Origin of the sequence: Chitinophaga sp., assembly GCF_036569185.1 — a bacterium.
Taxonomy (GTDB): Bacteria; Bacteroidota; Bacteroidia; order Chitinophagales; family Chitinophagaceae; genus Chitinophaga.
On the sequence record NZ_DATCRD010000150.1, the window covers coordinates 14,785 to 41,026 of the forward strand.

At 45.3% G+C, this 26,242-nt stretch carries 14 protein-coding genes; 13 read left to right on the forward strand and 1 reads right to left on the reverse strand.

The window, feature by feature from the left end:
- Positions 1–17: 17 nt before the first annotated feature.
- A complete protein-coding gene (locus VIM72_RS10705; protein ID WP_332002827.1) occupies positions 18–899 on the reverse strand; it encodes an AraC family transcriptional regulator in 882 nt (293 codons plus the stop codon).
- Between the two features lie 348 nt (positions 900–1,247).
- On the opposite strand from VIM72_RS10705, the gene VIM72_RS10710 reads away from it, so the two are divergent.
- The 13 genes from VIM72_RS10710 to VIM72_RS10770 all read left to right on the forward strand — a co-directional run bounded on the left by VIM72_RS10710 (position 1,248) and on the right by VIM72_RS10770 (position 26,139).
- Entirely contained in the window at positions 1,248–1,583 is a 336-nt protein-coding gene (locus VIM72_RS10710; RefSeq protein ID WP_332002828.1) for an L-rhamnose mutarotase, read from the forward strand.
- A gap of 127 nt (positions 1,584–1,710) precedes the next feature.
- Positions 1,711–3,690, forward strand: a complete 1,980-nt coding sequence (locus VIM72_RS10715) for a family 43 glycosylhydrolase (RefSeq protein ID WP_332002829.1) — start codon at positions 1,711–1,713, stop codon at positions 3,688–3,690.
- 233 nt (positions 3,691–3,923) lie between these two features.
- A complete protein-coding gene (locus VIM72_RS10720; protein WP_332002830.1) occupies positions 3,924–5,138 on the forward strand; it encodes an alginate lyase family protein in 1,215 nt (404 codons plus the stop codon).
- A 395-nt stretch (positions 5,139–5,533) separates the two neighbouring features.
- The gene (locus tag VIM72_RS10725; RefSeq protein WP_332002831.1) at positions 5,534–8,389 is read left to right on the forward strand and encodes a TIM-barrel domain-containing protein; all 2,856 of its coding nucleotides are present in this window, start codon (positions 5,534–5,536) and stop codon (positions 8,387–8,389) included.
- A 19-nt stretch (positions 8,390–8,408) separates the two neighbouring features.
- Entirely contained in the window at positions 8,409–11,531 is a 3,123-nt protein-coding gene (locus VIM72_RS10730; RefSeq protein ID WP_332002832.1) for a TonB-dependent receptor, read from the forward strand.
- Between the two features lie 17 nt (positions 11,532–11,548).
- Positions 11,549–13,141 carry a RagB/SusD family nutrient uptake outer membrane protein gene (locus tag VIM72_RS10735; RefSeq protein ID WP_332002833.1) on the forward strand — a complete coding sequence of 531 codons (1,593 nt, stop codon included), beginning with the start codon at positions 11,549–11,551 and terminating at the stop codon, positions 13,139–13,141.
- 597 nt (positions 13,142–13,738) lie between these two features.
- Positions 13,739–16,897 carry a TonB-dependent receptor gene (locus tag VIM72_RS10740; RefSeq protein WP_332002834.1) on the forward strand — a complete coding sequence of 1,053 codons (3,159 nt, stop codon included), beginning with the start codon at positions 13,739–13,741 and terminating at the stop codon, positions 16,895–16,897.
- A gap of 27 nt (positions 16,898–16,924) precedes the next feature.
- On the forward strand, positions 16,925–18,496 hold the full coding sequence (locus VIM72_RS10745; protein ID WP_332002835.1) for a RagB/SusD family nutrient uptake outer membrane protein: 1,572 nt from the start codon (positions 16,925–16,927) through the stop codon (positions 18,494–18,496).
- 22 nt (positions 18,497–18,518) lie between these two features.
- Positions 18,519–19,736, forward strand: coding sequence for a glycan-binding surface protein (locus VIM72_RS10750; protein ID WP_332002836.1), 1,218 nt, complete (start codon positions 18,519–18,521; stop codon positions 19,734–19,736).
- A gap of 24 nt (positions 19,737–19,760) precedes the next feature.
- A complete protein-coding gene (locus VIM72_RS10755) occupies positions 19,761–21,221 on the forward strand; it encodes a cellulase family glycosylhydrolase (protein ID WP_332002837.1) in 1,461 nt (486 codons plus the stop codon).
- A 159-nt stretch (positions 21,222–21,380) separates the two neighbouring features.
- On the forward strand, positions 21,381–23,564 hold the full coding sequence (locus tag VIM72_RS10760; RefSeq protein WP_332002838.1) for a glycoside hydrolase family 3 C-terminal domain-containing protein: 2,184 nt from the start codon (positions 21,381–21,383) through the stop codon (positions 23,562–23,564).
- Positions 23,565–23,622: 58 nt separating this feature from the next.
- On the forward strand, positions 23,623–24,525 hold the full coding sequence (locus tag VIM72_RS10765; protein WP_332002839.1) for an alpha/beta hydrolase: 903 nt from the start codon (positions 23,623–23,625) through the stop codon (positions 24,523–24,525).
- A 21-nt stretch (positions 24,526–24,546) separates the two neighbouring features.
- The gene (locus tag VIM72_RS10770; RefSeq protein ID WP_332002840.1) at positions 24,547–26,139 is read left to right on the forward strand and encodes a GH39 family glycosyl hydrolase; all 1,593 of its coding nucleotides are present in this window, start codon (positions 24,547–24,549) and stop codon (positions 26,137–26,139) included.
- The last annotated feature ends 103 nt before the right edge of the window (positions 26,140–26,242 follow it).

Sequence of the window (26,242 nt, forward strand, 5' to 3'; positions counted from 1 at the left end):
GGGATATTCTAAGTCATTTAAAAGCCAACTGTGTCCATCCGTTTTTTGTAGCTTCCGGGAGACATCCCCGTGATTTTTTTAAAAATTTTAGAGAAGTAAAACACGTTCTCAAAACCTGTCTGAATCGCAATTTCAGTAAAGGTCATCCGGGTTGTTACCATCAGGTATTGGGCACGCTCGATTCTTTTTTCATTCAGATATTTTACAGGCCTTTCCCCGGTATGTTGATGAAAAAGGCGTGAAAAATAGTCGGTATGCAGGTTTGCCTTTTGTGCAAGATGCGTTACTGACAGGTCGTGGTGCAGGTTCAACTGGATATAGCTTATTATATTCAGGATTTTAACCGGTACTTGCCGGGTATCCATATATTTGAATGTTTCCTGTGTCAGAAAGCGTGAAACAAACTGGAGGAGAATGCCATGCGTTTCCGTGAAAGTGGACATGCTCTGGCGGTTATTCAGCTCCTGGCACTCTTTGTAGAACGTGTTTTTTTCGTATGCCCTGGGGTTGTCGGAGCGATTAATACCCCGTCCCGGGTTGATTTTCAGCAGTCGCTTAAAATTGAGTATATCAATTTCTGTCGCTTTTATCTTTGCAATGGATCTGTTATGTTCAAATAGGGAAATACCATCCGATGACTCTTCGAAAAACTGGACGAAGTATTGGCTGAGATAATCCGGGCATACAAGATTACATAGTGTAAAGCTTGGTATAATATATAAAAAGCCCGGTTCAAGAATAGTTTTAGCCGAGGCATCCCATATCTCTCCCCTTCCTGCATCTATATAATAGATCCTGAAATATGGGCTGATCACATTTTTATAATTCCATTTCGAATCAAGCTTTACATAGTCAACGTTCAATAACGTGAATGTTTGTTTTAGTGCTCTTTTAATCATAACATGTAATTACCGGATAAAACCTGCCATCAGTAATACTATTGTCGGTATGACAATTAATATATCCCTCCAATGTTACGGTTTTGCCATAACAATGATAGATAAATAGTCGGTTTTATATAAAAAAAAGTCTAATTAAGCTAAATGCCGGATAAGTATTTCGGAGTAAGTTTGATTTGTTGATTAGAAGTTTTCGTTATAAGCCGGGAATTGCCGGTAAAGGCTGGTCATTCCCGGCATATGAGAGATGCGGGCAAAATTAAATTCCCGGTTAATTCCATGTATGGCATTAACCAGGGATTCCGTACAATAACAGGTACCGGCTATTTGTAAATATTATATAAGATTATGAAAAGATACTGCCTGGCCCTTGACCTGAAGGACGATCCTCAACTGATTGCAGAATACGAATACTGGCACAAAGCAGAAAATGGCTGGCCGGAGATAAGAAGAAGTATTCTTGATGCGGGGATTACAGCAATGGATATTTATAGAACAGGTAATCGGCTGATGATGATTATGGAAACCAATGATGGGTATGATGCCGCGGCCAAAGCCGCATCGGATGCTGCCAATCCTAAAGTGCAGGAATGGGAGCAGTTAATGTGGAAGTTCCAGCAGCCGTTACCCTGGGCAAAAGAAGGAGAGAAATGGGTGCTGATGAAACAGATCTTTCAACTTTAAGAACCTGGAATAATACCTTTGTACCTGGTATTCCCGGCAGAACATTTTTACTTGTTGTTTCAACATTTGTGGCATCCGGTTGCGGGTGGCCTGTTTATCTTGGCTGCACAAGAAATAAGTTTGCCAGATGTTATCAAGATCAATTGCTTTTGCGTTTGTATGGTTAAGTCTGACCATACAAAACGGGGTGGCACAACAAAGTGCTTCTACTCCGCAGCCGGTTGCAGAAACGGCTGCTTCCCGTTTTTATTCCACAGTACATACCTATGTCAACCCTGTGTTACCTGGTGATCATCCCGACCCTACGTTACTGAAGGTAGGGAACGACTTCTATCACTGTGGTTCTTCTTTTCATTTTAATCCTTATCTCCCCATCTATCACTCCAAAGACCTGGTGCATTGGAAAGTGATTGGCCGTGTATTGCCACCTGCAGGTGCAGGTATGGTTAATGACCGTCCCGGTGCAGGAGTGTGGCAGGGTGCACTTACTTATTTTTACGGTACTTACTGGATCTATTTTTCTTCAAATGGGCAATGGTTTTCCAGGGCCTCATCACCAGCGGGGCCATGGTCGGCCCCGGTGCGGGTGAAGGAGAATGGGAGGACCGGTCCACTCGGTTATGATAACTCCATTTTTGTGGATGATGATGGCAAGCCTTACATGGTGATTAAGAACGGTCAGAAGGTGAACCGGTTACAGGCACTTGGCCGTGACGGACAACTTACCGATTCTGTGATCAACCTGGATTGGATCAATGCCCGCCTGCAGTATAGCTGGGCAGAAGGCCCTGTGATGTGCAAGCGTAACGGATATTATTACTATTTCCCTGCCGGTGATGTATCCGGTGGTCAGTATGTTTTGCGGGCAAAAGAATTAACAGCAGATTCCTCCAAATGGGAACGGCTGGGCGATTTTTTCAAACCAATTACTGATCCCAACAATACCTTTCCGCGCCCTAATCATATTTCCGCGCCTGTTCAATTAGAAGATGGCACCTGGTGGACCATAGGGCAGAGCTATGAAAAAAAGGGAGATGATGACTGGTCGGGCATGGGGAGGCAAACCTCGCTTTACCAGGTGATATGGGAAGGCGACCGTCCCTGGGGAGTGGCGCCCGCCAGCGGTCCGGTAGTAAAGCCTGCACTCAATAATGATAACATTCCCTGGCGTAGTGTGCATACAGATCGTTTTGATACAGACAGCCTGGGCGCATGGTGGCATTTTCTGACGCAACCGGCTGCGGCCAGCTATTCACTGAAGCAACGGAAAGGATGGCTCAGGTTATCGCCGGATAACGGGCGGGCGCATCTGTTGCAAAAAGAAACGGATCATTATTATACTGCCGTTACCAGGCTGAATGTGGAGACGGGCGCCCCGGAAGCGCAGGGCGGTATTTATCTTACCAACGGAAAGCAAAGTGTGTTTGCACGTCTTTATTATGCATATGGCAATAAACCGCGTATTGTATTTCAATTGGATACGGCGTTGAGAGAAATTCCTTACCACAAAGGAAAGGATGTATGGCTTAAATTGGAAAGGTTTGAACATCGGTTGACGGGGTTCTTCAGTGCCGACGGCAAAACCTGGCAACAGGTTGGCGCACCGCTGAGTGCCGTGCCCATTGATAAAGCGCAACCGGATTTTAATAGCTGGGTGGGAACCAGCATTGGTTTGTTTGCGGAGAAAGGCCCGGTCGACTTTCGTTTCTTTGTTTGTAAAGATGGAGGCTCTCCATTGCCTGCAGTGGGAAGCAACAATTATTACGGCATCAGCAAAATAAAACAAGGGGAAGCTACAGGCGTTACTAATTCTTCTGCACACGGTGGATGGCTGATGATATCTGGAGTGGATTTTGGAACGGCTGGTGAAGTAAAGGCTGTTGAAATAACAGGCAATGCTGTCAAAGGAGGTAAACTGGAGCTATTGACAGATAACCTGGAAAATGGCGTACAGGTGGCAGTGGTGCCAATTAAGCCGGGCAGGCGCAAACACACTGCTGTATCAAATATACCGTCTGGTCAGCACGATCTTTTTATCCGCTTTCCCGAAGGGGCCGCCGGGGATATTTTTATTCAACACATCCGGTTCCTGAAAACAAAAGAATAACTGACCGTTGTTACCCTCCAAACGGTTCCCCACCAGGAAGCATTACGCCTTACGCCCTTGCCGTGCCTTATGGTGCGGCAAGGCTGCGTAAACTCCGCCCCATATGATGCCTGCAGCAGCATATCCCCATGTTAAGTATTCATCCCGGAAAAATATTGACAGGCAACCTGCGTTAATAATTTATCGTATATGTTTATTATTGTCATTTTAACAGTTATTTAATTGAGAAACCTATGAAATTAAGGAAGCTATGCACAATCGGAGGAGTACTTTTATTTTCCCTGCTGGCATCATGCAGAAAAGAGATGGCCGCTGCCGGGGAAAAACTGGCTTTGAATGATCACGATACCAGTTTTGTGCACCCGGGATTATTGCATAAACAATCGGATTTTGACCGTATGAAAAGTAAAGTGGATGCAGGCGCGGAGCCCTGGCTATCCGGCTGGAAGCAGTTAGTCAGTAATTCACACAGCGCACTTAGCTGGCAGCCTAATCCTGCGGATACGGTTTACCGGGGCAGCGATGGCGTTCACCGGGAAAATTATGGCCAGCTGTATAATGATATCGCCGCCGCTTATGCTACGGCATTGAGATGGAAGGTTTCGGGCGATAAACAATATGCCGAAAAGTCGATACAGATCATGAACGCATGGTCTGCCCGGTTAAAGGGAATCGCCGGTAACAACGATGCCAACCTGGCCGCGGGGTTATACGGCTATCAATTTGCCAACGCTGCGGAAATAATGAGAACTTACAAAGGTTGGGCGCGGGCAGACTTTACCAGGTTCCAGAAAATGATGCTGAACGTTTTTTATTCCATGAATCATGCTTTCCTGACAAGAAGGGAAAGGTGTATGAGTCACTTTTATGCCAACTGGGATCTATGCGTTATGAATTCTATCCTGGCTACGGGCGTATTGTGCGACGACCGGGGTATATATAATGAAGCGATTAATTATTTTAAATATGGAGCAGGAAACGGCGCTATTGCCAATGCTGTTTATTTTATTCATCCCGATGGCCTGGGCCAATGGCAGGAAAGCGGCCGGGATCAGGGACATACCACCCTCGGCATTGGCCTGATGGGCACATTTTGTGAAATGGCATGGAACCAGGGAGATGATATGTATGGTTACGACAATAACCGGTTCCTGAAAGGAGCAGAGTATGTGGCGGCATATAATCTTGGCGATTCGGTGCCTTTTAAACCTTATGCCAATTGCGTTGGTGTTGTACAGAATGTTATCAGCAGCGGCAGCCGGGGAAATATCCGTCCTGTTTGGGAGCTGGTGTATAATCATTATGTAAACCGTAAAGGACTGGCTGCTCCGAATTGTGCGCGGTACGCCCAAAAAGCACGGCCCGAGGGCGGCGGTGGAAATTACGGTCCCAATAGCGGTGGCTATGATCAGCTTGGCTATGGTACATTAACCTGTTCACTGAAATAAGTATTCCCCGGCTGAAAGAGATTAGAGATAACTTAATATTGCAGGTCTGTTCCGGACCTGCAATATTAAGTCCGGGCTTCCTTCCCGGGAGAGCCTGATCGCTTTCCGCAATCACCATTTCTCTCCATCTTCCAACACATTGGGGGGCTGACCAATTCATAATTGCAATCGATACAGGCTGTCACTTTTTTAATGTAAGTGTCAAAATGACATATAATATGGCTGCAGCATATAAAGCTAATGGAATGCCGGTCATCAAGGGTAGGATAGTGGTATTAGTGTTCCGCTTAGTCAATATTTTATCCATTTGTAACATTTGAATCCGGTTGTTGAATCATTTAACCCCCTGCCATTTTACAGTGTAGTAGTAGTTTTACAGCAATTAATCCACGTGTATGAACTTGAGATTGCTGCTACTGGGTATGCTGACTTTTGTGTTAATAAATAAGTTGAAAGCTATACCGCCTTCCTATATAACTTTCCCAAACGGGGTAATGATTTTCACAGATTCTCTTAATACGGGCTCTTCACATGCTGTTAAACTGGAAGTAATAGCTGATAATATTATAAGGGTGATTGCGGCGCCAGGTAAAGAAATAGCATCCGGAAACAGCCTGGTTACCGTTTATGAAAAGAAGCCGGGAGTCACCTGGGATATCGTTCCGTCTAAGGAGAACCTGGTGCTCAGGACCAAAAAATTAATTGCTACAGTTAACCGTAAAACCGGGGCAGTTACTTTCACAGACCTGGCAGGCAAAAAAATATTGGCCGAAAAACAACCATTGGGAAGGAATTTTCAGTCGGCCGTATTTGATGGCAAACGATATTATACGCTTACACAAACATTTCAGGCTACAGCCGGAGAGGGGTGGTATGGACTTGGTCAGCACCAGGACGGTACCATGAATTACCGGGGGCAGCAGGTTACCTTCTTTCAGAATAACACAGAGGTAGCCGTTCCGTTCCTGATCTCCAATAAAAATTATGGTATTCTCTGGGATAATTATTCCCTGACCCGGGCAGGCGATATCAGGCCGCTTCATCCGCTTTCCTCCCTGCAGATTTTTTCTAAAAAAGGTGAGCCGGGATGGCTTACCGCCTCTTACGCCAACGATTTGCATAAGCCGCAGGAGATAAGTATTGAAAGAGCGGAGGCCAATATTAATATGGAGTTCCTGGGAGAGTCAAAGATCCAGCTGCCACAGGAATTTGCGGCTGCCACCGGCATGGTTACCTGGGAAGGCATGATTTCCAGTAACCTGGAAGGCATTCATCAGTTCAGGTTTGTTTATGGCGGTTCCCTGAAAGTATGGCTGAACGGGAAATTGGTGCTGGACCGCTGGAGAAAGGCCTGGAACCCGGCGTCTGCGCTGGTCCCCTGGAATTTCACAAAGGGAGTAAAGGTTCCTGTGAAAATTCTGTGGATACCGGAAGGAGGCGAATCTTATCTTTCTTTAAAATGGCAGGAGCCATTGAGCGAAGAACAACAAAACAGTTTTGGTTTTTGCTCTGAAGCAGGTAAACAGGTTGATTATTATTTTGTATATGGTGATAACATGGATGAGGTGATTTCCGGTTACAGAACGCTTACCGGCAAAGCGCCTATTGTACCAAAATGGGCATTGGGCTTCTGGCAAAGCAGGGAGAGGTACAAAACGCAGGAGGAAATAGTTACTACCGTAGATGAATTCCGGAAAAGGAAAATCCCGATTGATAACATTGTGCTCGACTGGAGCTACTGGAAAGAAGCCGAATGGGGCAGCCAGGAATTTGACGAAAAACGTTTCCCGTCTCCCGACAGTATGATTGATGTGTTGCACAAAAAATACAATACCCAAATCATGATATCGGTATGGCCGAAATTTTATGATGGGATATCCACTTATAAAGAGTTTGATAAAAATGGATGGCTTTATAAAAGAAACATAGCGGATCAGCAAAAGGATTGGATAGGCAAAGGATATGTTTCCACTTTTTACGATGCTTTCAATAAATCCGCCAGGAAAGGATTTTGGGATCTGATCAATAAGAAAATCTATAGTAAAGGAATTGATGCCTGGTGGATGGATGCCAGTGAGCCGGACATCCTTTCCAATGTAAGCCCTGAAAGGAGAAAGTTCCAGATGACACCTACTGCCCTGGGTAGCGCAGCTGAGTTCCTGAACGCCTATCCATTGCAGAATGCAAAAGGGATTTATGAAGGCCAGCGCTCTACAGATCCTGATAAAAGGGTTTTCCTGTTAACACGTTCCGGTTTCGCGGGCTCACAGCGTTATGCCGCGGCCATATGGAGTGGGGACATTGGCTCTACCTGGGTGGATATGAAAGCGCAAATAGCCGCAGGCATTAATTTCTCTATGTCTGGTCTTCCTTATTGGACTATGGATATAGGTGGTTTTGTGGTACCGGCGAGGTTTGAAAAGCCGGATAAAGAAAGCCTGGAAGAATGGAGGGAATTGATGACCCGTTGGTCGCAGTTCGGTGCATTTGTTCCTTTGTTCCGTTCGCATGGGCAATTTCCCTATCGTGAAGTATTTAACACTGCACCGGAGGAGCATCCTGCTTATAAAAGCTTCCTTTATTATGATAAGCTGCGTTACCGGTTGCTTCCTTATATCTATTCGCTGGCCGGATGGGCCTATCATGACGACTATACCATGATGCGCGGTCTTGCGATGGATTTTCCAAAAGATACTGCAGTATTGAATATCCCGGATCAGTACATGTTTGGTCCCGCTATCCTGGTAAACCCGGTTTATGAATACAGGAAAACAGAGCGTGCGTTGTATTTGCCGGAGTGCGCGGGATGGTATGACCTTTACTCAGGAAAATGGTATGCAGGCGGGCAAAAAATTACCGCTGCTGCGCCTTATGAACGCATGCCCTTATTTGTGAAAGCCGGATCTATAGTTCCTTTCGGCCCTGAATTACAGTACACTGCCGAAAAACAAGCGGATACTATCACCTTAAACATTTATACCGGCGCCGATGCATCTTTTAATCTTTATGAAGATGAAGGAACCAATTACAATTATGAAAAGGGTGCTTTTTCCATCATCCCGATAAAATATAACGAAGGAACAGCAACAGTTACTATAGGGGACCGCAAAGGTTCATATAATAATATGTTATCAAAAAGAACATTCCGTATTAATATGATAACGCCAAATAAAGCCACACGCCTGGATCTTGATACAAAGTGCGATAAAGAAGTAGTTTATGAGGGGAAATTTATAACTATAAAAAAATAGCCAATTTAAATTCACACGTATGAACTCAGCCAGAATTATTCGCTTGCGAATATTATTGCTATGGGGTATTATTTTACTCTTCGCCCATGGTAAAAACGCTTTTGCTCAAACTGCAAAAGTAAGTGGGACAATAACCAGCCAGGCCACTGCCTCGCCGGTTTCGGGAGCGTCGGTTACCGTAAAAAGCACTCATGTTTCCACTGTTGCTAATGAAGCCGGTAAGTTTACCATTGCCGCATCTACCGGTGATGTGCTTGTAATTTCTTCTGTTGGCTTTATTCAAAAGGAGGTAAAAGTTACATCATCCGAATTGAAAATTGAATTGCAGGACGCCGAAACCCAGTTGGAAAACGTGGTAGTGATTGGATACGGCGTACAGAAGAAAAAGCTCGTAACTGGCGCCAACGTACAGGTAAAGGGGGGCGATATTCAGAAACAGAATACGACCACTGCCCTACAGGCATTACAGGGACAGGCGCCCGGCGTACAAATTACCACTTATTCCGGCCAGCCGGGATCAGGCATGAATGTGATCATTCGTGGTAAGGGTACTGTTGGTAATTTTGGACCTTTATATATTGTGGATGGCGTTCAAACAGGCGATATTTCCTACCTGAACCCCGCCGATATTGAATCTATCGACATCCTGAAAGATGCTGCCTCCGCAGCTATTTATGGTTCCCAGGCTGCCAATGGTGTTATCCTGGTTACTACAAGGACGGGGAAAACCAACCAGAAACCCCAGGTAACCCTGGATGCTTTCTATGGTTTACAGAATGTAGCGCGTAAAGCAAAATTACTGAATGCAAAAGAGTACGCTACCATCATCAATGAAGCGGCTGTCAATTCGGGAAAGGCGCCATACTTCAGCGACGACGTAGTTAACAATCTGCCCGTTAGTACCAACTGGATGGATGAGATGTTTAAAAGTAACGTACCCACCCAGAACTATGTATTAGGCGTACAGGGAGGAGGCGCCAATTCTGCTTACTCTTTGTCCCTGGGATACACCAGCCAGGGTGGAATTGTAGGCGGCTCCGGTATTTCTTATTTTGACCGCTATAACTTCAGAATAAACTCTGAGCATAATTTATATCAGAATATTGTTAAGATCGGAGAACATCTCACGTTCAATTATCAAAACAATCATGGAATTTTGGTAGACGGGCTATACAATAACACTTTACGCGGTGCTTTTGGAACAAGTCCTTTTCTGCCTATGTATGACGATGCCGGTAATTATTTCAGCAGCGACAGGAAAGGCTGGTATCCCGGAAAGCCCGACCAGGCATGGAATAACGGAGAAGCCAATCCCTATGCTGTAATGGATTATAACACAAGGAGCCGGAACAGCAGGCAGGGGCTCTTTGGAGATGTATATTTACAGGTGGAGCCGGTTAAAGGATTAAAATTCCGGTCCAGCATCGGGTTAAACTACTTCTCTAATCAGAGTCATGGTTATACACCGGTATATCATCTTTCTATTTATTCCTTTAATGATACCGCGAAGGTGAGCCAGTCGATGGGAAGTGGAAGAACCATCCAGTTCGATAATTTAGTCAGCTACGATTTTAATGTCCACAATGATCATCATTTCAGTGTAATGGCGGGTAGCTCTTCGCTGAAAACCCAGACTGTAGCCATGAATGGTAATAACTGGGATCTGCGGGTGGCCGATATGCGTCACGCTTATCTGTCCGTAGCCCAGAATGTAACCAGGGGAGCTCCCTATATGAGCCTCGGTGGTGGCCCAACTGAAAACGCGCTGTTGTCTTTCTTCGGACGGTTCCAGTATGAGTTCCAGGAAAAGTATTTGTTGAATGTTACATTCAGGGCGGATGGATCATCGAAATTTGCACCGGATAACCGTTGGGGATACTTCCCTTCCGTATCTGCCGGATGGGTTGTTACCAGGGAAAATTTTATGCAGAATGTTCACTGGCTTGATTTCCTTAAAATACGCGGTAGCTGGGGACAGGTTGGAAATCAGAATGTAGATGCTTACCAGTTTTTATCTCCTATCAGTTTTACCAATGCAGGTTATATATTCGGACCTGTTGAAGGGGTGAACACACAGGGGGCTTATCCCAGCCGCATCGCCAACCCCGATGTTAAATGGGAAACTTCAGAGCAAACAAATATCGGGTTTGATGCGACTTTGTTTCAGCGACTCAATGTAACGTTTGAATATTACAGCAAAAAGACAAAAGACTGGTTAATCAAAGTCCCCATCCTGGCAACCGCCGGAGCTGATGCACCGCTTATCAATGGTGGTGATGTGGATAATACGGGTGTTGAGCTTGCGCTTAACTACAGTAACCATATCGGTAGGGATTTTAGTTATTCCATTGGTGTAAACGGTGCATATAACAGGAACAGGATAGGAAATATACCAACCAATGATCATATACTTCACGGCAATACAAACGTGTTGTATAATAATTCCGGTGAATTTTACCGTGCAGCCAATGGAGAACCGGTTGGCTACTTCTGGGGATATAAAACAGCAGGTATTTTCCAGACCGCAGATGAAGTATTGGCCTATAAAGGTAAAACAGGCGCGCCTATTCAGCCCACAGCCCAACCTGGCGATCTTCGCTATGTTGATTTGAACGGTGACGGTGTTATTGACGCCAACGACAAAACAAAGATTGGTGATCCCAATCCTAATTTTACATTCGGTTTTAATATAACGCTTGGTTATAAAGGTTTTGATTTATCAGTTCAGGCGTCAGGAGTATCAGGTAACCAGCTGATACAGTCCTGGAGAAGCCCGGGAGGCTTTGCTAATTACAGCACTGAAATCCTGGAACGCTGGCATGGCCCGGGAACATCCAACAAAATACCCAGGGTGACGGAAGACGGTGTTAACTGGGCGCAGATCTCTGACCTGTATATTTACGACGGTAAATACCTCCGCATCAATAATATTACGTTAGGTTATGATTTTGCCAACCTGGTGAAGAAAAGTTACCTGGGTAAAGTGAGACTATATGCGTCTGTACAAAATGCTTTCATTATTACCAAGTATAAAGGTATGGACCCTGAAGTAGGATATAATGAAGGTTTTTCATCCGGGGTGGATGTAGGATATTATCCCCGGCCCAGAACTTTTATGGTAGGCGCAAACATCCGTTTTTAATTTAAAATGAATTGGCGATGAAAAACTTAAAATCTTATATACTGGCTACCGCGTTGTTATCATTGATGGCGTGTAAAAAGAGCTTTCTGGATACAGAAGACGTGACCAATGCTACAGAGCAGAACTTTTATAAAACAACGGCTGATGCCTGGAAAGCCCAGGTGGGCGTTTATGACGGATTACAACGTATATGGTCCGGGGGAATGGCCCTCCCTGTTGCTTCTACCATTATGTCTGACGAGGCATTTGGTGGAGGAGGCAATGCCGATGGATTTGGCATCCAGATGATGGATGAATTTGACAAGCTCCGTTCTCCGGCAGACCAGGATCTGTTTGGTGATTCATGGGCCCTTTACTATAAGGCTATTTACCGCGCCAATATGTTGTTGTCGCACCTCGACGGGATAGACTGGCAGGGGAACACCAATTTGCGTAATACCTATGAGGCGGAAACAAGATTTATACGCGCTTATTGTTACTTTGATATGGTAAGATTATGGGGCAATGTTCCATTGATCACCAAGGCTACCACTGATAATGTACCACAGGCCAGTGCAGATGATGTTTATAAACTGATTGCCGATGACCTGAAATTTGCGGCTGCCAACCTGCCCGCCACCAGTTACGGTGCACAGGACCCTTCCACCCGCGGACGGGTGACCAAATGGGCTGCCGAGGCATTGATTGGCCGCGTATTCCTGTACTATACCGGTTATTATAGTAAAGCAGACCTCGTGGGAGCCGTGACACAGGCACAGGCGCTGGCCTACCTGGAGGATGTGATTAATAATGGCGGATTTGGGTTGGTTGACAAATTTGCCAACTTATGGCCCGCCGCTTCACTGAATAACTATGTAGGAGAGGATAATAAAGAAACCGTGTTTGCTATCAAGTATACCTACACGGGCGACTGGAACGGGAATGTGGATGGTAACACCTGGATGGTAATGTTTGGCATCCGTGTTCAGAGTATTTATCCTTACGGAATGGGCTGGGGAGCCGCAACCATAGATCCAAAGCTCTGGAATGCCTATGCTCCGAACGATACCCGCAGAAACGCCTCTATCATCTCTATAAAAGATGAAAAGCTCGATTTTCAGAATATAAAAGATCAGCGGGAGTACACAGGTTACACTATTAAAAAATATACGCCCATGGCAGATGAAGCAGGAAGAAGCCTGGCAGAAAAAATGGGCGGGGCGAGTTTCATGATCAGCCAGTTCCAGGATTATGTATCTATCCGCTACGCTGATGTATTATTAATGGCAGCTGAATTGGGTGCTGCCGGTGCCCAGACTTACTTTGACGATGTTCGCAAAAGGGCATTTGGTGCCGCTTTTGTACAAATTCCGGTAAATAAGGCAAATATTATGAATGAAAGGAGACTGGAATTCGCTGCAGAAGGAATCCGTTACTGGGATTTGCTTCGCCAGGGGATCAATGTTGCCGCATCGGCCATTGCCGAGTCAACTACGGTTCAAAATGGCGGTGTAAATACCACCAAAACCATCCTGGCCTCGAAGATTGTAGAAACAAAAGGCCTGGTGCAGGTGCCATACTCCCAGATTACTTTGTCTAACAACGTGTTGAAACAAAACGCAGGATGGTAGGATGCCCTTAATATAAATCATCCATTCTAATAATAATATAATCAGGAAAGCCGGTTGGGAAGAAATTGTCGATGTTGGATGAATGCAAGTCTGACGCTGCCGGCTTTCCTGGTTTTTTGACTACCGGGTATTATTTCTATAATGTGTAACCGGGAAAAATGATCATCTCTATACAGGCAGGAATCAAAGTATCTGAAGAATGATTAGCTATTTGTAACATTTGATGTCTCTAGTTGAATCAACCGTACCCCATAATTAAGCTTTTATAATTATAGCTTTACAACACTTAATCCACGTATATGAAACTACAATTACATTCACTTTACGTGTCAGCCTGTACCCGCTTTAGGGAGTTGCTGACAGGCCGTTCTGTTTACAGGACAGCATCCGGCCCCCCTTTTACCGTTATGATTTCTTTACTCACCCTCAAAGATTCAATTTAAAGTTACCAGATCATATTTAATAAATGGATTATAAGACCAGCTTTTGAAAGAATGGCCGTTTTAATAGTCTGGCTCCCGTTATGAATGTTCTGACCTAATGAAATGTCATCTCCGTTTACCGGGGATAATCATCCACACAAGAAAAACTTATAAAATGAAGTCAACCAAAATGATTCGCTCGCGAATACTGCCGCTATTGGGTATCCTTTTGGGGTTCCTTTCCAGCACACACCTCTCTGCACAAACAATAAAAATAACCGGTAGGGTCATCAATAAAAGTAGTTCCTCCGCTATCCCCGGGGCAACCGTTGCCTTAAAAAACACCAATCGCTTTGCTATTACGGATGAAGCGGGAAAATTTGCCATTGATGCTTCCCCGGGAAATACCCTGGTAATTACCATAGTAGGTTATCAGAAAAAAGAAGTAATTGTAAATAAAGCCACGGCCCTTGAAATAGCATTGACAGAAAACATTTCACAGCTGGGAGATGTGGTGGTAATTGGCTACGGAAAAGTAAGGCGCCCTGATGTAACCGGGGCTATATCTTCTGTTTCCGGTGATGAAATCCGTAAAACACAGCCGGTAACCTTTGACCAGGCCCTGCAGGGAAAAGTTCCCGGGTTGGTAGCCCAGCAAATATCCGGTCAGCCCGGCGGAGCGGTATCTGTACAGATCCGCGGCCTGTCTTCTTTTGGAGGCGGCTCGCCCATGTACGTTATTGATGGAATTATTATTGGAGGCACCGCCGCATTGGGCGCCGGCGTAAATCCATTGGCAGGTATCAATCCGTCCGAAATTGAATCGGTTGATGTATTGAAAGATGCTTCCGCAACGGCCATTTATGGTTCCCAGGCCACCAACGGGGTAATAGTGATCACCACCAAGCGGGGACAGATTGCTCCGCCAAGCGTTACCTACGACATGTACACAGGCTACCAGCAAATCCCTAAAAGGCTGCCCCTGATGAATTTAAGAGAATATGCCAGTTTTATTAATGACAGGAACACCGGATTGGGATGGGGCTTTGATACCCGTCCTGAATTTGTAAACCCCAAGTACCTGGGCGAAGGTACCAACTGGCAGAAAGAACTTTTTAGAAATGCCCCGATGTCCAACCACACGCTTACCATTAGCGGCGGAGATGCCAGAACGCAATACCTGTTGTCTGGTTCTTATTTCAACCAGGAAGGTATTGCCCTTGGATCTAACTTTCGCAGGATATCATTAAGACTGAACCTTGACAATAAAACAACCAATTGGTTAAAGATCGGTACCAGCCTGCAATTGGTTAATATTAAGGAAAATGTAAATTCTACCAGTTCGAATGTAATTAATTCCGCATTAAGCCAGACGCCTGATATAGCGGTAAAAAATGAGGATGGCAGCTGGGGCGGCGCTTATAATCCGAACGGATGGGTGAATAGTACCGTAAACCCCTACGCCATTGCCCTTATTAATAAGGATGAGGCAAAGAGAAACCAGCTTTTTGGTAATTTATATGCAGAAATCGCATTTACCAAAGACCTGACCCTCCGGAATGAAGTGACGGGAAGTTTTTCAACAGCTACAGAAGACCGGTTTAATCCCACCTATACATTTGGGCTCACACAAAACAAAACTAACAGCGGATCTTATAATTATTCCCAAAGCCTGTATAGTACCCTGAGAAATTTCCTGACCTATGCACATTTGTTTAAAGATAAGTACAATGTAAATGTGCTGCTGGGCCATGAAGCGCAATTGGGCACCAATGAAAATTCTTCTGCAAGCAGAACTAATTTCCCTTCCAATAATGTACAGGTGATCAGCAGCGGGGATCCTACCACCGCCACTAACTCCGGTACCAAAGGACAAAATGCCCAGGAATCTTACTTCGGCCGCATCAACTTCGGCCTTAATGATAAATACCTGTTTACCGCCAATGTGCGGGCAGACGGCTCTTCAAAGTTCGCGCCTGAGAACCGATGGGTAACTACTTATTCGGGCGCCTTTGCCTGGAAAATGAATAATGAGGAATTGCTGAAGACTGTAAAAAATATCAATGAATTAAAGCTGCGACTGGGTTATGGTTTAACAAACAACCAGAATATCCGGGATTATGCCTATACATCAACGCTGGCCACTGTAGCTACCGGCCTGACTGGTATCGCCCAGCTCACCCAGAATGTGGGTAACCCCTATGTACAATGGGAAAAAACGAAGTATGCAAATATAGGACTGGACGGAACGCTCTTTAACTGGAGAATAAATTTTGCGGTGGATTTTTACAATCGTAAAACGGACGGACTTGTATTGCAGATTCCCCTGCCCTTGTATTCCGGAACATCTATAGGCTACGCACCCGGTTCGCTGGATGCCCCATACGTAAACGTGGGTACAGTTAATAACAAGGGCTTCGACTTCAGGATCAGTTCTACCAACATTAAAAGAAAATATTTTACCTGGAAAACTGATATAACGGTCTCACGCAATATTAATGAAGTATTGAAACTTAATACTGATGGCGCTTCACTGGACAGGTCATACAGCAAAACCGTTGTGGGCAGATCCATTGGAGAGTTTTACGGCTATGTGATCGATGGAGGAGTGTTTGCAACACCTGAAGATTTCAAGACCCACGCTTTGCCAACTAAAAATGGTGTGCCGTTACCTGTTGGAGCCGCCGGTGGAAGCATCTGGTATGGCGATCTGAAATTCAAGGATTTTAATGGAGATGGTGTGATCGATGAACATGATCAAACGTTTTTGGGATCTCCCATACCTAAATACCAGATTGGTTTCAACAATACTTTCTCGTATAAGAATTTTGACCTGAATATATTTTTCGCCGCCAATGTTGGCAATAAAGTATATAACCAGCTTCGTATAAATGGTGAATACCCTGGAACGAGCTTTGGATACATGAGGGCGTTAATGGACTATGCGAAACTCACTTTAATTGATCCGAACGGAAGTGCTACTGATATTAATAATATAAAGGTGACGAACCCCGATACCAGGATTGTGGGAATAAGGAATGATAATACCAATGATAATAACCGGAACTCTGATAAGTTCGTGGAAGATGGATCTTTCCTGAGATGTAAGAATATTTCATTAGGGTATACGCTCCCCGAAAGCCTGATTTCCAGGGCCAGTATTAAATACCTGAGAATTTACGTCAATGTTTCAAATGCTTTCATCATTACCAACTACAAGGGAATGGATCCTGAAATCGGATCCTGGGATCCGCTGACTGCCGGTGTAGACGGTGGTTATTATCCCCAGCCCAGGGTGTTTACCGTTGGTGCCAGCATTAAATTGAATAAATAAAATATTCATCTATTAATATCAATAGTTATGAAATCAATATTGGATAAAATAATTGTGTTCCTGTTAATAATAATGGCAATGACAGGATGCTCCAAAAGTTTTTTGGATCGTCCGCCACTGTCACAGATAAGTGCCGATAACTTTTATCAAAGTACCAACGATTTAAGACTGGCCACAGCAGCATTGTATGCCGGTAGTCCCTGGGCCGACTGGAACTATACCTGTTATTTACCTGTTGGAGATGTATTGAGCGGAAACATGGCAGTAGGTTACTGGGGAGATGCAGTGCAGCTGAACACTTTCACCGTTACCGGTATGAATGGGATTATGATTTCCAACTGGAAATCCATGTATAAGATCATCGCGCATTGTAATGTTACCATTAGCGCTATCCAGCAAAAAGCCCCTGATACAATTCCGGCGAAGGATAAGAATGCAGCGATTGCGGAAGCCCGGTTTATACGCGGATATGCCTATTATAACCTCGCGGTACACTGGGGAGCTGTTCCTGTTATTGAAGATAACAGCAAGTTGATTATCTCTCCACTGATTAACCGTATAAAAACGGAAGACGTATATAAATTTGCGATCAATGATCTGACATTTGCAGCCGCCCACCTCCCTGCATCAGACGTTGCAGGAAGAGTAACTACCTGGTCTGCACAAGGCATGTTAGCCAAGGTTTATTTAACGGCAGCCGGTTTAAATCAGAATGGCACAAGAAATCAGCAACTCCTTGACAGCGCTGTAAAATATGCGGGAAATGTATGTAAAAACAGCGGACTGGCATTGTTAAACAACTATGCTGATCTTTTTAAAACCCAGTTTAATGATAATCCTGAGTCGTTGTTTGCATTGCAATGGGCCCCTGGTGGCGCCTGGCTGGAAGGCAATATGCTGCAGATCTACTCAACGAGCGCCGAAATATCTGCCAACGGTTCGGCCGGATGGTTTGGCATAGGACCAACCGTGGATATGTACAAATTATACGCTACAAGAGATTCGGTAAGGCGTAAAGCTACTTTTATGATCAATGGCGACTACTACGCAGAGCTGAATGCCGCCGGCGGTGGATTTAAGTATACCGGATCATGCGCCCTGAAAAAACATATTATTGGTACCAACAAAGATAATAGTGCGCCTACTATGTCTCAAACTTCCTCTACGGAGCATAACGCATTATTAAGACTGGCGGACGTTTATCTCCTGTATGCAGAGGCGCTGCTTGGTAACAATGGTTCCACAAATAATGCTGATGCACTTTTATATTTTAATAAGGTGCGTGAAAGAGCAGGGATGCCTCCGGCTCCTAAGATAGATGCCGACAGTGTGATGCTTGAAAGAAGAATTGAGCTTGCAGCAGAGGGGCATTACTGGACAGACCTCGTGAGGTTATCCTACTATAACCCAACGAAGGCGATCAATAAATTAAAAAGTGAATCACGTGTCACCTTTACATTGACAGACGGGGTTTTAACGCCTGCTGATCCGTATGGAGTCATTACTCCACCCACTATCCAGAGCTTTACTTTCCCAATACCTTCTTCTGAGGTGACTGCCAATCCAAAACTGCAGGAGCCCCCGGTATCATATTATTAAAAAGAACTAAAACTATTATACCGTGAATAAAGCAACATTCCACCAGATATATAAGAGTTGGCCGCTTTTTGTGCTCGCGATGATCTTTACAGTGATACAATCTGCCTGTAAGAAGGATGTAACAACAGGAGGGCCGCAAATAACAAGTGTAAGAAATTATGCAGCCTCTCCCGAAGATACCCTTGTAAATACTATCACTACCGGCCAGTGGGTAGTATTGATAGGGCATAACCTGAAGGATGCCGTACAGATTTCTTTTAATGGCGTACCGGCGTCCATCAACAGTGTCATGTTTTCCGATACCAGTGCTACGGTGCTGGTACCTGAGGTGATACCATTTCCAACGGTACCTGCGGAAAGCCTGAACACCATCCGCTATGTTACCCGGCAGGGGGCCACTACTTTTTCATTCAGCATTGCTGCGCCGCCGCCCTCCATCACCGCTGTTTCCAACGAAAACGCCAAAGAAGGTGATTCCGTGTATATTTCCGGGTTGAATTTATTTTTTATAGAGCATTTCACCTTTGCCGGTACGCCGATTACCAAGTTTTCAGAAGCCAGCGATGGGACTTCCATCGGATTTGTGTTACCAAAGCTTACCCAAAGCGGACCGGTAGTGATCACTACCAAATCGGGCACTTCTACTACTACCTATAACGTGAATGACGAAAAAACAGGTGTGCTCTGTAATTTTGACGATATCAATACTTTTAGCTGGGGCACCGGCACAGACAACAGCAGCGTGGCTTTCCCCGGCAACAGGGGCTACTACGCGGTGTTGAAAAATAATATATTACCAGCCGGTGAGGGCTCCTGGTGGGAGGGAGGACGAAGCATAAATACCAACGATGTTCAATGGATTCCTGTTGATAGTTTAGGCGTTTCCATGGATGATTATGCTTTTAAGTTTGAGATCAATGTACCGGCTGCATGGTCAGGCACTTCTATTTATGTGATAAAGGGTTACTCTTTTGATTACCTGGCCCGGTATGAGCCCTGGCAAGGCGCTAATGGAGCCGTTACTCCCTTTACTACCAAAGGCTGGCGTACTGTTACGCTCCCTCTCTCATTGTTCAGGACAAATGATGGTAAAGGCACGGCAGCAGCAGACCTGACCACTTTGCTGGGAGCTACCGCCACCGGCGCTGTAAATATCCAGACCAAAAACTTTTCCGGTTCTCCTTCCGCATCCGGTTTACAGGCGGCTGTTGATAATATCAGGGTGGTGAAGATTAAATAGCATCAATAAATTTTAACCAATTATATGAATGTGAAAATCAGCAGGGGGTATACGATTGTTAGCCTTCTATTTTTTGCCGTAACGGCTGCGTATTGCAGTAAAAAGAACCCCGTTACACCAGAGCTGTCAGTTTCTTCATCAGAAATTATTTTCCAGCCCGATGGAGGCGCTGCTGATGTTGCTATTGCCAGTAATGTAGACTGGAATATCAGTAACCCCGCTTCCGGTTGGCTGCAGGTGAGCCAGGCAAGCGGTAGTAGCGGAAACGTGACCATCAGGGTAAGCACCGTATCCAATACAACGGGTGCAAACCGGTCGGCAGTATTGGTAATTAGCGCCGGCAGCAGCCAGGTACGCAGGGTTAACATACAGCAGTCGGGCAGTTTGTATCCGGGCTACAATATATCACCCGCGCCCGCAGATGCCAGCGGTATGGGAAGCAACGCCGTACAACTGGCGGCAAAGTTCAAACTGGGTTGGAATATTGGAAATACCCTGGAAGCTACCGGCGGGGAAACCTCATGGGGTAATCCTTTGATCACGGAAAGCTATATCAAGGCGGTAAAGCAGCAGGGATTTAACGCCATCCGCCTGCCTTGCGCCTGGGACCTGCATTCAGATAAAGCTACCGCTAAGATCCAGGATGAGTGGCTTAACCGTGTAAAACAGGTGGTGCAGTATTGCGTGAATAACGACATGTATGTTTTACTTAATATTCACTGGGACGGCGGCTGGCTGGAGAACAATATCAGCAAAGTAAAACAGGATTCTGTCAATGCAAAACAAAAAGTATTCTGGGAACAGATTGCTACCAAAATGCGTGATTTTGATGAGCATCTGATGTTTGCCAGCGCCAATGAGCCCGCAGTGGAAACCCAGGAACAGATGGACGTGCTGGCCGGCTATCATCAAACCTTCGTTAACGCAGTCCGCTCTACCGGCGGCCGTAACAGCTACCGCGTACTGGTGGTGCAGGGCCCGTCAACGAATATTGAAAAAAGCAACGACTGGATGAATACACTTCCTGCCGATAAGGTGAAAGACCGTATGATGGTAGAGGTGCATTATTACTCTCCTCCCCAGTTCTGTATCCTGATGGATGGCGACGCATCCTGGGGTAAAATGTTTTACTACTGGGGCGCCGGCCATCATTCTACCATTGAGCCGGAACGAAATGCTACCTGGGGTGAAGAAAGCGAGGTGGACAAATCCTTCCGCCTGGTGAAAACGAAATTTACCGATAAACAAATCCCTGTAATATTGGGCGAATACGGCACCTACCGGCGCGGTAACAGCAGGTTTGTTCCTAAAGACCTGGCTACCCACAACGACGCCGTGGATTACTGGCTGACCTATGTCACCAGGCAGGCAATTGCCAACGGTGCCAAACCTTTCTATTGGGATACCGGTGGTGCATTGGACAGGCGCAATAATACCGTGCGTGATCAGCGTACTATCAATGCGCTTATAGCAGGTGGTAACTAATTGGCTTAATAGCCGCATCAACGAAATAGTGTCCCCTATTTTCGATTTTAACGGGACCGGTGTATCATCCACCGGTCCCTTCCTGATTTTTCCGCTCAGGGGCGGCTTGTCCATCTGGTTAAACGTAATAAGAACATATTGAATTGAAAATTGATGGAAATGAAAAGAATAGCAAGACGACTGGTACTCGGGTTTACCGGCCTGTTGATAGGAAGTATAGCCAGCGCGCAATTGACGGCAAATGACAGTAAGCGGGAGGAAAAGATCCACTCCCTGATCCGCCGGATGACATTGGCAGAAAAAGTTAGCCTGCTGCATGGAAATTCAAAATTTTATGTATCGGGAATAAAGAGATTGGGTATCCCGGAATGGGCATTGAGCGATGGCCCTCATGGAGTGCGTGCGGAAATAAACCGGCACGACTGGGCCTATGCCGGATGGACCAACGACTCAGCTACCTGTTTTCCTCCGGGAACAGCGCTGGCTGCTACCTGGAACCCCAGGCTGGCTTATGAGCGCGGGATTGTATTGGGTGAAGAAGCCCGTTACCGGAAAAAAGATATCCTGCTCGGACCAGGTATCAACATTATCCGTTCGCCACTTTGCGGAAGAAATTTTGAGTACATGAGCGAAGATCCGTTGCTTATTTCAAAAATGGCTGTTGCTTATATTAAAGCATTGCAGTCGAAAGACGTGGCTGTAAGCGTGAAACACTGGCTGGCGAATAACCAGGAAACACATAGGGATTCCATTGATGTACACATGAGTGAGCGTGCCTTGCGTGAAATTTACCTGCCGGGATTTAAAGCGTCGGTAATGGAAGGCGGCGCCTACACCGTAATGGCGGCATATAATAAATTCAGGGGCGACTGGTGTTCCGAAAATGAGTACCTCAACAGGGAAATCCTTCGTAAAGAGTTTGGTTTTAAAGGAGTGCTGATGACCGACTGGGCAGCGGCACATTCAACCATCAAAGCGGCATTAACCGGTCTTGACCTGGAAATGGGAACGGATAAAAAAGATTACAATGAATGGTATTTTGCCAATCCGTTGATCAGCGCGGTAAAGGAAGGAAAAGTTCCTGTTGCTGTTGTTGACGAAAAGGTAGCAAATATATTACGGGTGATGATGGCGACAAAAATGTTTGATGAAGAAAAACGGGAAAAGGGAAAAATGAATACGCCGGAACATCAGCAGGCTGCATACAACGATGCTGTTGAAGCAGCAGTATTGTTACAGAACAATGGAAATATACTCCCGGTTGATTTCAAAAAGATAAAGTCAGTTGCTATTATCGGCGATAATGCTACGCGCAGGCATTGTGATGGAGGGCTTAGCTCTGAAATAAAATCCCTGTATGAAATTACACCGCTGGAAGCTATCCGGAAAAAATTCGGCGCTGATGTGAAGATCAATTTTGCCCAGGGATACGAAAAGCAGTCTTCTTTCAGGGAAGGTAGCAATACTGGTCAGACAAACGTTGATAAGGTTGACTGGAGATTGATTGATGAAGCTGTTAAAGTGGCGAAAGAATCAGAGGTGGTGATTGTTTTCGGAGGATTGAATCATGATTTTGATACAGAATCTGCCGATAAGCAGACCATGGATTTACCTTACGGGCAGGATGTACTGATTCGCGAAGTGGCAAAGGCTAATCCTAATACCGTAGTGGTTATTATAGCCGGTTCACCGGTAAAATTATCAGGCATTGTTCAGCGGGTGCCCGCCATATTATGGTCCTGGTTTGGTGGGATGGAAGCCGGCAATGCGGTGGCCGACCTGTTGAGTGGTAAGGTGAGCCCCTCCGGTAAACTGCCATTTACCTTACCGGTATCACTGGACCAGTCGCCCGCACATGCATTGGGTAATTTCCCGGGAAGAGATCTTAGTGTAAATTATGAAGAAGATATCCTGGTCGGATATCGCTGGTTTGATACAAGGAAGATTGTTCCCCAGTTTCCATTCGGATTTGGTCTTTCCTATACAGGGTTTTCGATCAGTAATTTTTCTGCAGACAAAACCAGTTATGCAAAGGACGAAACTATTCATGCAAAATGTACTATAACAAATACAGGTTCCCGTGAAGGAGCAGAAGTAGTGCAGTTGTATGTAAGTGATCCGCAATGTTCAGTGCTGCGCCCTGAAAAAGAATTGAAGGCTTTTGAAAAGGTTTTCCTGCGGCCTGGTGAATCGAAAACAGTTGAGCTGCTGGTAAAAGTTGCTGATCTGGCATTTTATGATGAGGCAAAAAAGTCGTGGAACGTAGAAGCTGGTGATTTTATATTACATATTGGAAATTCATCCCGGAGTATTTCATCATCCGTGAATGTTTCCGTGAAGTAAAGTTTAATAATGAAATATTGATTTAGAACGAATAAAAATAACCTTATAAAAAAATGACATGAGTAACAGGTATTTATTTATTTCGATCGTATTTATTATTGCCAGTCATATTGGCCTGGTGCAAACAGGTAAGGCTGCTTTGAATGCAGATACTATACCCACTTTTCCTGATCCGCCTGCCGGGTATAACGTGCAACGTAATGATGTGCCACACGGGAAATTAACCGCTGTTCAGTACAATTCAAAAACACTTGGAAAGCTCCGTGAAATGAACGTATATACGCCTCCGGGGTACTCCCCTGGTAAGAAGTATCCTGTGTTGTACCTGTTGCATGGTTTGGGACAGGATTATGGTCAATGGACGGAGTGGTGCCAGGCAGATAACGTGGTGGATAACCTGATCGCAGATGGTAAAATACAGCCTATGATAATGGTTTTCCCCAATTGTGATACCAGGCTGACTGTAACGGATACAGCGTTGGCCAACCGTTCAGGAAGGGCCGATAATTTTGAAGGTTACAGGAAACCATTTGAGGATGATTTATTGAAAGATATTATTCCTTACATCGATGCACATTATTCGACTATCAGCGATAATGAACACCGGGCATTGGCGGGCTTGTCGATGGGTGGCGGACAGTCGCTCAATATAGGTCTGCATCATCTGGAAACATTTGCCTATATAGGCGGATTTTCTTCGGCGCCTAATACCAACCAGTTTGGTGGTATGTATACGGATGTTCAGTTTGTTCCGGATATTAAAGCTGCCAGGGAGAAGATGAAACTGTTATGGATAGGATGCGGTAATAAAGACGGCCTTTTCCGGGTCAGTGAAAAGGCGCATCAGTACCTGAGCGAAACCGGTATTCCCCACGTCTGGAATGTAGACACTAACGGGCATGACAATAATGAGTGGGATCGTAACCTGTATCTGTTTTCCCAACAAATTTTTAAGCGATAAGAAAGGTAAATGTATTTAAAGATGAAAAAAGTTGTTATTTCTTTGCTGCTCCTGCTTTCCGGCATTACAGGAACCCTGGTTGCACAAAGAATAAAAGAAAAGAAACCAGCTGTTCCTGAACGGGTTATCACTACCGACTTCAGTAAAACAGCCGGCAGGCTCAATACCATGTTTAATGAATGTGTTGGCGCAGGGCGCGCCAATGAAGGACTTAGGGCCGACTGGCAGCAGCAGCTTGCCTATGTAAGAAAGGAATGCGGTTTCAGGTATATCCGTATGCATGGCCTTTTAACAGACGACATGGCGGTATATACAGAAGATGGTAAGGGAAACCCGGTTTATAATTACATGTATATTGATGTTTTATTCGACTTTTTACACAGTATCGGGATGAAACCCTTCGTGGAGCTGGGCTTTATGCCTTCGGCGCTGGCCAGCGGATCTAAAACAATTTTCTGGTGGCGGGGCAACGTAACTCCACCACGGGATTATGAAAAATGGGCCGCACTGGTGAAGGATCTTACCCGTCATTTTACAGAACGTTATGGCGCTGATGAGGTAAAGACCTGGTATTTCGAAGTTTGGAATGAACCTAACCTGAATGGATTCTGGGCAGGGAGTCAGAGCGATTATTTCAAATTATACACTTACAGCGCCAAGGCAATTAAGAGTGTTAACCCCTCTTATCGCGTGGGTGGGCCGGGAACTGCAGGAGCCGCCTGGGAGCCTGAAATGATTGCATATTGCGATAAGAATAATGTACCTATAGATTTCATAAGCACCCACGCATATGGTGTAAAGCAGGGATACCTCGACGAATTTGGTAACTCAGGCACCGTGCTCGATAAAAACCCTATGAGCGTAAGCGGCGATGTGCTTCAATCACGGAAAGAGATTGCCGGTTCTGCCATGCCTCAGCTGGAACTTCATTACACCGAATGGAGCGCTTCTTATACGCCTGCTGATCCTATCCACGACAGTTATCACGAAGCGGCATATGTGTTGCAAAAATTGAAACAGGTAGGCAATGCTGCCAATTCCATGTCGTATTGGGTATTTACCGATATTTTTGAAGAACCCGGTCCGCGTTTCACACCCTTTCACGGAGGCTTTGGTATGCTGAATACACAGGGTATTAACAAACCGGTATTCTATGCTTACCAGTTTCTGAACAGGCTGGGAAACACTGAATTGGTAAATACAGATACTACTTCCTGGGTATGCAGGGATTCCGGGGGAAATATCCAGGCGCTGGTTTGGGATTTTACGAATACACACCCGGGCGACTCCGTACATAATCAGCAGTACTATATCCGGGACCTGCCTTCAAAATCGAAAGGAAAATTGAAGATCAATATTGCAAATGTTCCCCAGGGTACCTATGCACTTGAAATTTATAAAGTCGGATATCGTAGTAATGATGCTTACTCCACTTATCTCTCCATGGGAAAACCAGCGCAATTGAACAGGCAGCAAGTTGAGCAGATAAAAAAGCAGAACGATGGTTCGCCTGTTGCCAGGGAAATCGTTGCTGTAAATGCCGATGGTTCCTTTGCCCGGGAGCTGGAGATCCGTGAGAACGATGTTTTCTTTTTGAATATTATCAAATTGTAGTGATACCAGGTGGGAAAAGCGAGCCGGGTAAGCCTGCCTGGGAACCACAAATGAAGCTTTCAGCAAACATCCGGGGGCCTGAGGTGAAGTTGCCGGAACAACC